The sequence below is a fragment of the Cellulosimicrobium cellulans genome (genome assembly GCF_042723955.1).
GTDB lineage: Bacteria > Actinomycetota > Actinomycetes > Actinomycetales > Cellulomonadaceae > Cellulosimicrobium > Cellulosimicrobium cellulans_H.
This window is the reverse complement of the sequence record NZ_JBHXIC010000019.1, coordinates 1-14,372: the sequence shown is the minus strand read 5'-3', so window position 1 is coordinate 14,372 and position 14,372 is coordinate 1. Positions and strand designations below refer to the sequence as shown.

9 protein-coding genes are annotated in these 14,372 nt (G+C 73.4%); 2 read left to right on the top strand and 7 right to left on the bottom strand.

The features are described from left to right. Window positions 1-225 precede the first annotated feature (225 nt). The gene (locus ACFWH7_RS07525; RefSeq protein ID WP_378215854.1) at window positions 226-2,508 is read left to right on the top strand and encodes a SpoIIE family protein phosphatase; all 2,283 of its coding nucleotides are present in this window, start codon (window positions 226-228) and stop codon (window positions 2,506-2,508) included. Window positions 2,509-2,530: 22 nt separating this feature from the next. Here the strand turns inward: ACFWH7_RS07525 and ACFWH7_RS07520 are convergent, their stop codons facing one another. From ACFWH7_RS07520 to ACFWH7_RS07490, 7 genes are all read right to left on the bottom strand, one after another. Then, a complete protein-coding gene (locus tag ACFWH7_RS07520; RefSeq protein WP_204539925.1) occupies window positions 2,531-3,004 on the bottom strand; it encodes an ATP-binding protein in 474 nt (157 codons plus the stop codon). Then, complete coding sequence (locus ACFWH7_RS07515) at window positions 3,001-3,333, bottom strand: STAS domain-containing protein (RefSeq protein WP_378215853.1); 333 nt, start codon at window positions 3,331-3,333, stop codon at window positions 3,001-3,003. The genes ACFWH7_RS07520 and ACFWH7_RS07515 overlap by 4 nt, the downstream gene beginning before the upstream one ends. Window positions 3,334-3,537: 204 nt before the next feature. Next, window positions 3,538-7,038 (bottom strand): Ig-like domain-containing protein, encoded by a 3,501-nt coding sequence (locus ACFWH7_RS07510; protein ID WP_378215852.1) that lies wholly within the window; start codon window positions 7,036-7,038, stop codon window positions 3,538-3,540. Between the two features lie 269 nt (window positions 7,039-7,307). Continuing rightward, on the bottom strand, window positions 7,308-9,449 hold the full coding sequence (locus ACFWH7_RS07505) for a beta-galactosidase (protein WP_378215851.1): 2,142 nt from the start codon (window positions 9,447-9,449) through the stop codon (window positions 7,308-7,310). 137 nt (window positions 9,450-9,586) lie between these two features. Beyond that, window positions 9,587-10,927, bottom strand: coding sequence for an ABC transporter substrate-binding protein (locus ACFWH7_RS07500; RefSeq protein ID WP_378215850.1), 1,341 nt, complete (start codon window positions 10,925-10,927; stop codon window positions 9,587-9,589). An 87-nt stretch (window positions 10,928-11,014) separates the two neighbouring features. Continuing rightward, complete coding sequence (locus tag ACFWH7_RS07495; protein ID WP_378215849.1) at window positions 11,015-11,971, bottom strand: carbohydrate ABC transporter permease; 957 nt, start codon at window positions 11,969-11,971, stop codon at window positions 11,015-11,017. 2 nt (window positions 11,972-11,973) lie between these two features. After that, window positions 11,974-12,912, bottom strand: coding sequence for a carbohydrate ABC transporter permease (locus ACFWH7_RS07490; protein WP_053369523.1), 939 nt, complete (start codon window positions 12,910-12,912; stop codon window positions 11,974-11,976). 174 nt (window positions 12,913-13,086) lie between these two features. Between ACFWH7_RS07490 and ACFWH7_RS07485 the strand changes: the two genes are divergently transcribed. Further along, complete coding sequence (locus ACFWH7_RS07485; protein WP_378215848.1) at window positions 13,087-14,154, top strand: LacI family DNA-binding transcriptional regulator; 1,068 nt, start codon at window positions 13,087-13,089, stop codon at window positions 14,152-14,154. Window positions 14,155-14,372 lie beyond the last annotated feature (218 nt).

Below are 14,372 nucleotides of genomic sequence, written 5' to 3'. Positions count from 1 at the left end.
CGGGGCCCCGCTCGTCCGACGAACGACGCTACCTCGGAGTTCCGTGGCGTCGCTCACGCGGGGCCTGTCACCTCGCCGCTCGGCGTCACGACGCCGGGGCCGGGTCGGGTCCGGAGCCCCGGGCGCGGTAGCCTGAGGCACTCGACCAGGATCCTCGAGCCCAGGTGGTCCGTCGACCCGCACGCGGCATCTTGTCTGAGTGCGGCGACTCGGACGGAGGACCACGTGACCAGGACGGTCGACGAGCCGGAGCTTCTGGCGCCCGGCGAGGCGGTGGACCTCGACAACTGCGCGCGCGAGCCCATCCACGTGCCGGGCATGATCCAGCCGCGCGGCGTCCTGCTCGTCGTGCGCGAGTCGGACGGCGTGCTGCTCCAGGCGTCGGCCAACGTCGGACGATACCTGGGGACCTCCGCCGAGGAGCTCGCCGGCCGCCCGCTCGCCGACGCGCTGGGCGCGGCCCCGGCGAGCCGGGTGCTCGACCACGCCGCGAACGTCGGCGACCTCGCGACGCGCAACCCCGTGACGCTGACCCTCGCCCGCTGGGACGGGGCACCTGAGTCCGTGGACGCCGTGGTCCACCGGCCCCCGCTGCCCGCGGACGGGCCCGAGACCGAGCCCGTGCTCGTCGTCGAGCTCGAGACGGCCGCGGGCGCGCGTCCCCTGACGTTCCCCAACACGTACCTCGCCGTGCGGCACGCGCTGCGCGACCTCGAGCGTGCAGCGACCCTCGACGAGCTGTACGACGACGCGGCCCGGCACGTGCGCGAGCTCACCGGGTTCGACCGCGTGATGATCTACCGCTTCGACGACGCGTACAACGGCGAGGTGGTCGCCGAGGCGCGCCGGGAGGACCTCAACGCGTTCCTCGGGCTGCACTACCCGGCGTCGGACATCCCGCCGCAGGCCCGCGCGCTGTACGAGAAGAACTGGATCCGCCTCATCGCGGACGTCGACTACGAGCCGCAGCCGATCGTGCCGACACTGCTGCCGACGACGGGCGCGCCCCTCGACCTCACGTACTCCACGCTGCGCAGCGTCTCGCCGATCCACCTCGAGTACCTGCGCAACATGGGCGTGCGCGCGTCGATGTCGATCTCACTCCTGCGCGAGGGCAGGCTGTGGGGGCTCATCGCATGCCACCACTACGCAGGCCCGCACGAGCCGCCGTACGAGGTGCGCACGGCGGCGGAGTTCCTGGGGTCCGCCCTCTCGGTGCGGCTCGTCGCCCAGGCCGAGGACGAGCGCGAGGCCGAGGTGCGGCGCGCCGAGGGCGTCCTCGCCCACCTGGCCGCCGACAGCCGCGACGAGAGCGTCCCGATCGGCACCGCGCTCACCCGCTCGGGGTGGCTGCGGCGCCTCGTCCGGGCCGACGGCGCGATCGTCGTCGCCGAGGGCGGCCTCATCAAGGTCGGCAACGTGCCCGACGAGGACGGGTGCCGCGCCCTCGTGGCCTGGGTGCTCGGCCACGACGAGGACCTCGTGGCGACCGAGGCGCTCGGCCGCGACGCGCCCGACGTCGCGGCGCTCGCGCCCGACGTCGCCGGCGTGATGGGCATCGTCCTGCCCGAGGGGCAGGTCGTCGTGTGGGTGCGCGACGAGGTGCTGCGGCACGTCGACTGGGGCGGCGACCCGTACAACAAGGCGATCGCGCAGCGCGAGGGAGAGACGGTGCGGCTCAGCCCGCGCAAGTCGTTCCAGCGCTGGCGCGAGGTCGTGAGCGGCCAGAGCGCGCCGTGGACGTCGGACCAGACCGACGTCGCGACGTCGCTGCGCGGCCACCTCGTCGAGGCGCTGTACCTGCGCGGGCGCAAGGCCGTGCGCGCGACCGAGGAGCTCCAGCGCAGCCTCCTGCCGGCGCTCCTGCCCGACGTCCCGGGGTGGACCCTCCAGTCCCGCTACGAGTCCGCCGGCACCGGCCTGGTCGGCGGCGACTGGTACGACGCCCTCGTGCTCCCCTCGGGCCGGCTCGCGCTCGTGGTCGGCGACGTCACGGGGCACGGGCTCCAGGCGGCCGCGACGATGGGCCAGCTCGGCACGACGCTGCGCGCGGCGCTCGTGAGCACGGGATCGGCGGTCGAGGCGGTGGCGCGGCTGGGCGAGGTCGCCCGCTGGACGCTGCCGGGCGAGCTCGCGACGCTCGCGGTCGCGCTGCTGGACCCGGTGAGCGGCGTCGTCGAGCACGTGTCGGTGGGCCACCCGCCCCTGCTCGTCGTCGGCCCCGACGGCAGCACCGCCTGGACCGAGAGCGCGAGCGTGCCGCCCCTCGGGCTCGTCGACCGGGTCCCGCCCGTCCAGCACGTGCAGGTACCGCGCGGGGGTGCGCTCGTGCTCTACAGCGACGGTCTGATCGAGCGGCGGGGAGAGTCGATCCGGGACGGCCTGGACAGGCTCGCGGCGGTCTTCTCGACGGGACCGGACGTGGACGTCGACGGCATCGTCACCGCGGCTCGCGACCCGCGCTCCGCCGACGACGCGACGCTGCTCCTGGTGCGTCGCGACGCCTGAGGCGGTCGCGCCGGGTCGGCGGTCAGCCGACGGGGAGGAGCGCGCTGCGCACCGAGGCCCCGGCGCGGAAGACCGGGACGTCGAACCGCGCCCACACGTGCTTCTCGCCCGTGCCGGCCCGGCACCAGCCGACGGCCGTCGACGCCCGCTGCGCGAGCACGAGGCCGAACCCGCCCGCGCCCGGCGAGCGGCGTCCGGCGACCACCGGCGCGTCCGGCGAGTGGTCGACGACGTCGACGACGAGCTCGCGCCCGTCGCTGAGCAGCCGGACGCGCGTGGGCGGCAGGCCGTGGCGCAGGGCGTTGGTGGCGAGCTCGCTCGCGACCAGGACGACGCGCTCCGGCGTCGCCTCGAGCGCGCGGTCCGGCGGGAGCGGCCCGCCGGTGAGCAGGCGGTGCAGGCCCTCGCGCAGCGTCGCGAGGTCGCCCAGGCCGCGCAGCGGCCAGGAGCCGATCTCGACGAAGCCGACGGGGACCGCGGCGTGCTCGACGCTCACGCGTCGTCCTCGCCGGTCGGGTCGTTCGTGAGCTCGAAGAGGTCGACGACCCCGCTGAGCTCCAGCAGGTCGCGGACGCGGCGCGGGACGCGCTCCAGGACGGGAGCTCCCGAGCCCGCGGTCGCGGCGTGGTAGAGCAGCCGCAGGCCGCCCGAGTCCATGAAGGTCACGTCACCGAGGTCGACGTGGATGCGCTCGTTCGCGGACTGCGCGATCCGCAGCAGCTCGTCCTCGCGCCGGGCCTGGACCGCGGCGTCGATCTCGCCTCGCATGGTCCAGCGCGTGCCGCCGCTCGTCGTCAGGACGTCGCCGCTCGTCGTCGGGGTCACCGTGGTGCGCTCCTCCTCGTCCCGGCACGGTGCCGGGCACCCGGGACACGGTACGCGGCCCCGCCGACGCTCGCTCTGCGATCCGTCGCGTGGCGCGGATCTCTTCTGACCGGACACGGGCCCGGGTGCCGGTCCGCCGGACGGCGACGGGCCCGGCCGACGTCGCGGACGACGTCGACCGGGCCCGTGGCGGGGCCGGACGGCTCAGCAGGTGCGTGCGTCGAACGCGACCTCGACGGGCTCGAACCCGTCGACCGTCACGACGGCCGTCCCGGCGGGGACGGACGCCGCGCGCGACGCGAACGACTGGTACGCGCTGGCGCCCGGGGCGACGCCCGTGAACGTCCGCGTGCCGTACGGTGTGGCGAGCGTCACGTCGAGCGGCGCGTCGCCGTCGTTCGTCGCGCGGACCGCGACGTACACCTTGCCGGCCAGGCACCGCGTCTCGGCGACGGCCGTCACCGGCGCCGCACCGGCGTCTGCTGTCCAGCGCAGGTCGTACGCCTGCTCCGTCCCGTCCTCGGCGGTGACGCGCACCGTCGTCGTGCCGGGGACGGCGTCCGCGGCCTCGACAGCGACCGTGGCGTACGGGTCGTGCGCGACCGCCTCGACGGCGGGCACCTCGCCCGCGACGGGCACGTCGTACGCCGTGACCGCGGGGTCGAACCCGGCGAGAGGCTCGCCGTCCACGGTGACGCCCGACGCCGTGGCGTCGCTCCCCGTGCCCGGCACCTTGGCGAGGACCTCGATCTCGGAGACGACCATGTGGGTGTTCGCCCGCGCCGTGAGGACGACGCGCACGGACGACGTCCGCACGTCCGCCGGGATCTCGACGGCCGGCGCCGGGCCGTCGGGCGACGCGTCGACCGTGACCGGTGCGCCGACGTCGGTCCACGTGCCGCCCACGAGGGCCTGGAGCCGGACGGACTGCGCCCAGCTCGCGCTCGACCCGTCCTTCCAGAACCGCGTGACCACGCCCGTGACGTCCCGGTCGGCCGGGAGCGTGACGGTGAGCGTGTCGGACGTCCGCTTGGTGCCCGACACCCAGTTGGACCAGGCCTTGTCCGTGAGGTTGCCGTTGACGACGCCCCCGACGGCGTAGCCCGGCTCGGTGAACGTCGCGCTCGCGGTCGTGCCCGCGGCGAGCGCGCCGTTGGCGGACGCCGCCTCGGTGACCTGGACGCGGACCGTCGCCGGGAGCGTGTCGCCCGCCCCGGCGTCGGCCGTGCCCGTGAGCTCGACGACCCCGACGGCGTCGTACGCGCCTGTGGGTGCCTCGTCCCACGTCACCGGGCGCTGGACCTCGGCCCCGCCGGTCGCGACCGCCGTGACGGTCGCGGGCAGGGCCGGGGTGCCGCCTGCGTACGCCTTGGCGCGGGCGGGGAGCGTGGAGGTGAGCTCGTCGACGACGACGGTCGCCGTCGCGGCGACCTCGCCGCCGGTCGGGGTCGCCACCGTGCCCGCGACCTCGACGGTGCCGGCCTCGGCCCACGCGTCGTCGTCCGGGAGGTCCCAGGTCACGGGGAGCGCGCCCCGTGCGCCGTCGCGGTAGACGGGCGTGACGGTCGCGGGGAGCGCGGGCGCGGTGCCCGGCGTCGTGAACGCCTGGACGGGCTCGGTGCCGAGGACCGTCTCGTCGACGATCCGCCAGCGCTGGTTCACGCCCGAGTTCGCGAGATACGTGCCCACGGGCGAGCCGTCCGCCGTCGCCTGGCCGCCGACCTCGAGGAGGGTCTTCGAGGACGCGTTGACGAGCGTGAAGGTGCCGTCGCCGGTCGTCGAGAGGATCCACTGCGCGGCGAGCGGGGTGTCCGCGACGTCGGCGGGCGCGTCCTGGAGGACGGCGGACGTGTCGGCCGCGACGGCGAGCTGGCCGCCCGTGGCCGCGTTCGTCACGGCGTAGCGCGTGCGGTGCGTGCCGGAGCCCTCAGGGGCGCCGAGCGCCGTGAGCTCCCAGGCCTGCTCGGTGACCGGCGCGTCGGTGCGGATCACGACGCCCGTGCCCGACGCCGACGGCGCGAGCGAGCGGTCCGCCTGCACGCCGTCGAGGCGGTACGCGTGACCGTCCTGGACGAGCGCGGCGTCGTCCGCGACGCCGGAGACGCCGTCGACGACGAACGTCGTCACGGACTCGGCCGGCACGACGAGCGTCGCGCTCGGGCCGTCCGTACCCGGCGTGACGGCCACCGGCTCGCCCTCGACGAGGTAGCCGGCCGTGCTCGTGACCACGGGGGTGACGGTCGCATCGGACCCGACCGCACCGAACTTCGACAGGTCGAGCGTCACGGCGCGCTCGGCCTTCGTGGCGTTCACGTGCACGACCGTCGCGGACGTGCCGTCGGCCGACACCGCGGCCGTGCTGCTGGCGTCGTCCGAGCGGATCAGCGAGTCGCCCGGCTCGATGTAGTGCGTGAAGTTCTGGGTCGCCCAGTACTTCGTGTTCGTGTAGATCGGGCACGTCTCGAGCGTGTCCTCGGCCGTGCAGTCGAACGGGATCTGGATCTCGCCCCAGTTCATGCCGTTCGCGCTCTCGCCGCCGGGCGCCATGTTGGCGTAGTCCTCGACCGGCTGCCAGAACACCCACGCGCTCGGCTCGAGCTCGCGCAGGTCGTCGACGATGTGCTGCGCGCTGCCGAGGCCGGACTCCATGGTCTCGAAGTCCTGGCCCGTCGAGCTCCAGTTGCCGCCGACCTCGCTCATCCACAGCGGCTTGTCCTCGCCCTTGGCGATGTCGCGGACCGTCGTGCGCTGGCCCGTGCCGTAGGTGTGGACGTTGAGCTGCGAGACCTGGTCGCGGACCGCCTGCGGGTACGCGTTCCAGTTGGCCGCGAACGTGCCGGGGTTCGTCTCGTCCATCGCCGAGATCACGGCGTCGGTCGAGGAGCCCTCGAGCGCCGCGGCGAGCGCCGGGACGACCTTGGCCTGGAGCGCCGGGCCCATGTGGGCGCCCTCCTGGCGGCCCCCGGTCGGGTTGCCGTCGGCGCCGAGCTGGGTGCCCCAGTAGTTGGTGTTGGGCTCGTTGAACGGGTCGATCGTGTCGACGTCGATGCCGTGCGCGTCCTCGAGGCGCTCGGTCACCCCGACCATGTAGGCGGCGAAGTCGTCGATGCTCTCCGTCTTGAGCTGGTCCGCGGTCGAGCTGAACCCGCCGGAGACGTACCCGCTCACCGTCATGAACCACGGCGGCGAGTTGCTGAACGTCTCCCAGTGCGTGACGTCGTCCTTGATGCGGTCGACCCACCAGCGCTGCGTCGCGTCCGCGTCCGCGTCCCAGTGGTCCGGGTTCTCGGGGTCCCACCAGTCGACGTCGGTACGCGTCGTGCCCTCGGGCGCCTTCCACCAGCCGTCGACGGCACCGCCGGCACGCAGGTAGTCCGGGACGTCGGGCGCGTTGCCGCCACCGACGTTGTAGCGCGCGATGTTGAGGTTGAGGCCCTCGTCCCCGAACACCATGTCCGCGAGCTTCTCGCGGATCTCGTCCGGGTAGTCGCCCGTGGCGTTGGCGAACCACACGAGGCTCGTGCCCCAGCCCTCGAACGGCGCGCCCGCGTAGGACGGGTCGGGCGTCACGGTGACGCCCGCGACGTCGGCCGCGGCCGCCGTCGGCACCGCACCCGTGGCCGCCGCGCCGAGCGGGGAGGCCTGGGCGGGGAGGGCGGCGAGCGCGCAGGCCGCGACGAGCGCCCCGGCGCCGAGGCCGGCCACCAGTCGTGCTCCCGTCCCGTGGGCTGCCCGACCTCCCGGGCGGCTCGGACGGCGCGGACCGGGTGGTCCACCCCGCGTGGTCGTGTCGGTGTCGGTCGGGCTCATCCCTGAGCCACCTCCTTCGCGTCGCTGCGAACCGGCGGGGTGCACCGGGTGCGGGTCGTTCCCGCGGGGGATCTGTCGGCCGCCGTAGCGGTCCGGTGGCGCGAGGTCGAGGCTGTGGTCGCGACGGGCGTGACCACGGCCCCGACCTCGGCGGGACCGTGGTTCTACCGCGGCGGGGTCGTCTCGGCCGGGCGGCGGACGACGGCGACGCCGCGCGGCTCGAGCAGGAGCGCGCCGTTCGCCGGGCCCGACGCCGCGAGGCGACGGCCCGCGAGGACGTCGCCCGCGACGTCGGGCACCTCGACCGGGCGTGCCGTGCGGTTGACGAGGAACCAGAAGTCGTCGGTGCCGTCGGTGCGCACGGCGAGCTCGACGTCGCCGCGGACGAGGGCGGGCAGCTCGCTGCGCACGCCCGCGTCGTCGAGCAGCCGTGCGAGCACGGGGACGAGGCCGAGGCGGCCGAACCGCGTGGAGACGTACGCGGCGGAGCCCGCACTGTCGCCGGACCGGACCGTGCGGCGCGTCACCGCGGCGCGCCCTGCCTGCTCGCCGGTCTTGTACCAGCCCAGCACCTCGACGTCCGGGTCGACGACGTCGACGGGCTCGGTCCACAGCGTGCCCTCGAGCTGCTCACCGGCGAGCTCGACCGTCGCGCTCTCGCCGTCCAGCAGCGGGGCGAACTCCTCGACGCGGATGCCGAGCAGGTCGCGCAGCGCGCCCGGGTAGCCGCCGAGCCACGCGTGGTCGTCCTGGTCGACGACGCCGGAGAAGTAGGTGGTCACGAGGTGGCCGCCGCCCTCGACGAACGCCGTGAGGCGGTCGCGCAGGTGGGCCGGGACGACGTGCAGCACGGGCGCCACGACGACGTCGTACCCCGCGAGGTCCGTGGCCGTCGGCACGACGTCGGCGCGCACGCCGAGCGCGAGGAACGCCGAGTACCAGTCGAGCGCCTCCTGGCGGTAGCGCAGCCGGTCCGTGGGGTGGGAGTCGAGCTCGCTCGTCCACCACGAGTCCCAGTCGAAGACGATCGCGGCGCGCGCGGGCTTCTGGTCGCTGCCCGCGACGGGCGCGAGGTCGCGCAGCGTGGCGCCGAGCGCGACGACGTCGCGGAACAGGCGCGAGTGCTCGCCCGCGTGGGGGAGCATGCCCGAGTGGTACTTCTCGGCGCCCGCCGCGGACTGGCGCCACTGGAAGTAGCAGACCGCGTCGGCGCCGTGCGCCACGTGGGTGAGCGAGTCGCGCGCGAGCTCGCCCGGCTTCTTCGCGACGTTCACGGGCTGCCAGTTCACCGCGCTCGTCGAGTGCTCCATGAGGAACCACGGCCGGTGCCGGGCGATGCCGCCCGTGAGGTTCGCGGAGAACGACAGCTCGTCCAGGGCCTGCGGCCCGGGGAGCACGTAGTGGTCGTTGGAGACGAAGTCGAGCTCGTCGGCCCAGGCGGCGTAGTCCATGCCCTTCGTCTCGCCCATGACCATGAAGTTCGTCGTCACGGGGACGTCCGGCGTGATGCGGCGCAGGATCTCTGCCTCCGCGCGCAGGTACTGCCGCAGCGCGTCGGAGGAGAAGCGCTTGAAGTCGAGCTGCTGCGTCGGGTTCGGGTGCGACGCCGCGAGGCGCGGCGGCAGGATCTGCTCCCACGCGCTGTACCGCTGGGACCAGAACGCGGTGCCCCACGCGTCGTTCAGCGCGTCGAGGGTCGTGTAGCGCTCGCGCAGCCAGGCCCGGAAGGCCGCGGCGGCGTCGTCGGAGAAGTCGTCGACGTTGTGGCAGCCCAGCTCGTTGGAGACGTGCCAGGCGACGAGCGCCGGGTGGTCGCCGTACCGCTCGGCCATGCGCTCCACGAGGTGCAGCGCGTGCGACCGGAAGATCGGCGACGTCGGGCGCCACTGCTGGCGCGCGCCGGGCCACAGCGTCTCGCCCGTACGCGTCTGCGGCAGGATCTCCGGGTGCTTCGTCGTGAGCCACGGCGGCGGCGAGGCCGTCGCCGTCGCGAGGTCGACGGTGATGCCGTTCGCGTGGAGCAGGTCCATGATCTCGTCGAGCCACGCGAAGTCCCACGTGTGCTCCGTCGGCTGGATCCGCGCCCACGAGAAGATCGCGAGCGAGACCACCGTCACGCCCGCCTCGCGCATGAGGCGCACGTCCTCGTCCCAGACCTCGCGCGACCACTGGTCCGGGTTGTAGTCCGCGCCGTAGGACAGGCCCGACGGCGCGTACGCGTCGGCCGGCCGGGAGGCCGTGGGCTCGCCCGGCGGCGTGTGCGGCCCGGGACGGCGCAGCCAGCGGAACGGGGTGGGGGTGGACATGCAGGCTCCTCAGATGCTCGCAGAGCGGTGGACGGCGCGGTGCGCCGCCGGTGGGGGTCGCGTGGTCGTGCCGGGGGCACGACCACGCGACCGTGGGGGGCAGCCGGGCACCCCGGCAGGCGCCCGGCGGGACCAGGTCACTCGTTGACGGTGAAGCCCTGCTCCGTGCCGTACTTCGCGGACGCGTCCTGCCAGGCCTTCAGGCCGTCGGCGAGGGTCGTGCCCGAGACGTACGCCTGGCCGACCGTGTCGTTGAAGATCGAGTTCGCGTAGACCTGGAAGGGCAGGTACGACCAGCCCTCGACGACGTCGGAGGCGGACTGCGCAAGGACCTCGTTGATCTTCTGGCCGCCGAAGTACTCGGACTCGTAGCCCTGGAACTCGTCCGACCCGAGCTCGGCCGTCGTGGCCGGGAACGCGCCGCCGTCGACGCGCGCCTGCACGCCGTCGCCCGCGTTCGCGTACTCGAGGAAGCCGTAGGCGAGCGCCTGGCTCGTGCTCGCGGCCGGCACGGACAGCGCGGAGCCGCCGTTCTCGGCGCTCGCCGACGCGCCCTCCTCCCACTGCGGGAGCGGGGCGACGCGCCACTTGCCGGCGCCGTCGGGCACGCCCGACTCGAGGTTCGCGGGCATCCAGGCGCCGATCGCGAGCGTCGCGATGGTTCCGTTGCCGAGGCCCTGGTACCACTCGTCGCTCCACGAGCTGACCGGAGCGAGGAGGTCCTCGTCGATGAGCGTCTGCCACGTCTCGGCGAACTGCGTGCTGCCCTCGTCCGCGAGGTCGATGGTCACGTCCGTGCCGTCGACCTGGAACGGCTGGCCGCCGGCCTGCCAGATGAGGGAGGTCGTGAAGCCCGCGTCGCCCGTGTCGTTGGTGATGTACACGTTCGGGTCGGCCGCGTGCAGGGCGCGCGCCGCCTCGACGAAGCCGTCCCACGTCGTCGGCACCTCGACGCCGTGCTGCGTGAAGACCTCCTCGTTGTAGAAGAGGGCCATCGGGCCGGAGTCCATGGGCAGGCCGTAGATGCCCTCGCCCTCCTGGACGGCGCTCCACGGGCCGGGCGTGAACGTCCCGTCGAGCTCGTCGGCGCCGAACGACGACAGGTCGGCGACGGCGTCCGAGAGCGCGAACTGCGGCAGCGCGTAGTACTCGACCTGCGCGACGTCGGGCACGCCCTTGCCGGCCGCGATCGCGTTCTGCAGCGCCGTGTACTGGTCGTTGCCCGTGCCGGCGTTGACGAGCTCGACGTCGACGTTCGGGTACTTCGCCTCGAAGTCGGTGACGACCTGCTCGAGCGTGGGCTCCCAGGCCCACACCGTGAGGCTGCCGCCCTCCTCGAGTGCCGCCGCGACGTCGTCGGCCGAGCCGGCGTCCGCGCCGGAGTCGTTGCCGCCGCCGGAGCTGCAGGCGGCCAGGGCGAGCGCGACGACGCCGGTGGCGGCGACGGCGCGCAGGGCGCGGGTGGTACGGATGGACATGAGGGTTCCTCTCACTTCGTCGTCAGACGGATCGGGCGGGGTGGGTGTCTGGGGTGGTGCGGGGCGTGGAGACGACGCGGGCGCGCGTCACTCCTTGACGGAGCCGGCCGCGAGGCCGGACTGCCAGTAGCGCTGGAGGAGCAGGAAGGCGGCGACGAGCGGGAGGATCGTCAGCAGCGAGCCGGTGATCACGAGGTCGAAGATCGCCTCGCCGCCGGCGGTCGCGGCCTGCGCGTTCCATGCGTTGAGGCCGAGCGTCAGCGGGTACCAGTCGGGGTCCTTGAGCATGATCAGCGGCAGGAAGTAGTTGTTCCAGGTCGCGACCATGGTGAAGAGCAGGACCGTGACGATCCCGGGCGCGAGCAGCGGCAGGGAGACCTGGAAGAAGGTGCGGCCTTCGCTGGAGCCGTCCATGCGCGCCGCCTCGAGCAGCTCCGTCGGGATCGACTCCGCGGCGAACACCCACATGAGGTAGAGGCCGAACGGCGAGATCAGCGACGGGATGATGACGGCCCACGGCGTGTTCGTGAGCCCCATCTGGCTGAACATGAGGAACGTCGGGACGGCGAGCGCGGTGCCCGGGACGGCGACCGCGCCGATGACCGTGGCGAAGACGCCGCGCTTGCCCGGGAAGTCGAACTTGGCGAGCGCGTAGCCGCCGAGCACGGCGAGGAACGTCGCGCCGCCGGCGCCGAGCACGACGTAAAGGAGCGTGTTGGCGAACCAGCGACCGAAGATGCCGCCGTCGTACGTGAGCGTGCGCGCGATGTTGTCGAACAGCGCGAAGTCGCCGCTGAACCACAGGCCGAACGAGCTGAACAGGCTCGACTGCGTCTTGGACGCGTTGACGACGAGCCAGAAGAGCGGCACGAGCGCGTAGAGCAGGACGATCCCGGCCAGGACGGTCATCAGGACGCTGCGGCGCGGGCGGGCGACGCTGTGCGGGGCGCGCGAGCGCAGGCGGACGGGCTTGCGCGTCGTGGTGCTCGCCGTCGTGCGGGAGGCGGCGGGGACCGCCGGGGTCGAGGGGGTCGTGGCGGTCATCGTCAGGCCTCCTTGCGCATGCCGCGCAGCTGGACGACGTAGGCCACGATCATCGTGAGGACGCCCATGATGATGGCGACGGTCGCCGAGTAGTTGTACTGCTGGCCGGAGAACGACAGCGAGTACGCGTACAGGTTCGGGGTGAAGTACGTCGTGATGGCGTTCGGCGCGAGGCTCTGCAGGATGCTCGGCTCGTTGAAGAGCTGGAACGAGCCGATGATCGAGAAGATCGTGGCGATGACCAGCGAGCCGCGGATCGCGGGGATCTTGATGGCCCGCACGACCTGCCACTGGGACGCACCGTCGAGCTCGGCCGCCTCGTAGAGCGACGTGGGCACGACGCGCAGCGCCGAGTAGAAGATGAGCATGTTGTAGCCCACGAACTCCCAGGTCACGATGTTGCCGATCGACAGCAGCACCCAGTCCGGGGACAGCGGGTTGGCGATCGACGTCCCCAGCGCGTCGTTGATGTTGGCGACGAGGCCGAACCGCGTCCCGTACATGAAGCCCCACATGAGCGTCGCGACGACGGCCGGGACGGCGTAGGGGAGGAAGATCGAGATCCGGAAGAAGTTGCGGCCGTAGAGCCGGCCCGAGTCGATCGCGAGGGCGACGAGCAGGGCGATGCCGAGCATGATCGGCACCTGGACCACGAGGAACAGCCCGACGCGCGACACGCCCGACCAGAACTGCGGGTCGGAGAAGGCACGCGCGTAGTTCTCGAACCCGACGAACTGGGTGCCGCCGACCATCTGGGTGCGGAACAGGCTGAGGTAGATCGAGTACGCGATCGGCGCGAGGAACACGAGCGCGAAGACCGCCATGAACGGCCCCACGAAGCCCCAGCCGGTCCACGAGCGCCGTCGGCGCCGTGCCGGGAGGGACGAAGGAGCGCCGACCGGTGGCCGGTGCCCCGCCACGGGTGGGGACGTCGTCGTCATGCTGTGGTCCTCGTCATCGGGGGACGGCGACATCGGGCGTCGCCGTTGTTTGCGTAAACATGAGCATGGCACGAGGTTCGGTGTTTACGCAAACATCGCCTAGGCTGGTCCGTGACCGGCCACGATGCCGGTCCGGCCCAGGTACTGTGCCGACACCACGAGGACGAGGACGCCATGACCGACGGGCTCGACGACGAGACCCCCGCCCTGACGCGCACCGGGGGAGCTGCCGTCCGCACGGCACGGCGCGTCTCGATGGCCGACGTCGCACGCGTCGCCGGGGTCTCCGCGCAGACCGTCTCCCGCGTCTCCAACGGTCACCCGGGCGTCGTCGAGGCGACGCGCTCTCGCGTGCTCGAGGCCATGACCGAGCTCGGCTACCGCCCCAACAGTGCGGCCCGCGCGCTCAAGAGCGGCTCCTTCCGCACCATCGGCGTGATCCTCTTCTCGCTCGCGACCACGGGGAACGTCCGCACGCTCGAGGCCATCGCGACGTCCGCAGCCGCCGAGGGCTACGCCATCACCGTCATCCCCGTCGCCGCGCCGACGCAGGACGGCGTGCACGGCGCGTTCACGCGCCTGGGCGAGCTCGCCGTCGACGCGATCATCCTGCTCATGGAGGTCCACCTCCTCGACGTCGCGCGGGTCAGCCTGCCGCCCGGCGTCCAGGTCGTCGTCGCGGACTCCGACGCCGGCGAGAGCTACGCCGTCGTGGACACCGACCAGGCCGACGGCACGCGCCAGGCCGTGCAGCACCTGCTCGACCTCGGCCACGAGACGGTGCACCACCTCGCCGGGCCCGCGCTCTCGTTCGCCGCGGAGCGCCGCACCTCCGCCTGGCGCGCGACGCTCGAGGAGGCCGGTCGCGAGGTGCCGCCGATCGAGCGGGGCGACTGGTCGCCGTCGTCCGGCTACGAGGCCGGGCTGCGCCTCGCGCAGCGCGGCGACGTCACCGCGGTCTTCGTCGCCAACGACCAGATGGCCCTCGGGCTCGTGCGCGCCCTGCACGACGCCGGCCAGCGCGTGCCCGAGGACGTGAGCGTCGTCGGGTTCGACGACCTGCCCGAGTCCAGCGAGTTCCTGCCCCCGCTGACGACGGTCCACCAGGACTTCGCCGAGGTCGGGCGTCGGCTGGTCGACCAGGTGCTCCGGCAGGTCCGCGAGGGCGTCTACGAGACCGGCACCCGCCTGGTCCCGACCCGCCTCGTCGAGCGCGCGAGCACCGCCCCGCCCCCGCGGTAGAAACCCACCCCCACCGAGGTGGAACCCGGCCACGCGAGGTAGAACCCTGGTAGCCCGAGGTAGACCCCTGGTGGCCCGAGGTAGACCCCTGGTCGCGCGAGGTAGAACCGTGGTGGCGCGAGGTAGAACCGTGGTTCTTGTGCTCGACGGCGTGTGGTTGCGTTGGGTGGTCGGGGTGGGTGGTGGTGCCGCGTCTACCATCCGCCGCTCGTTCCTCG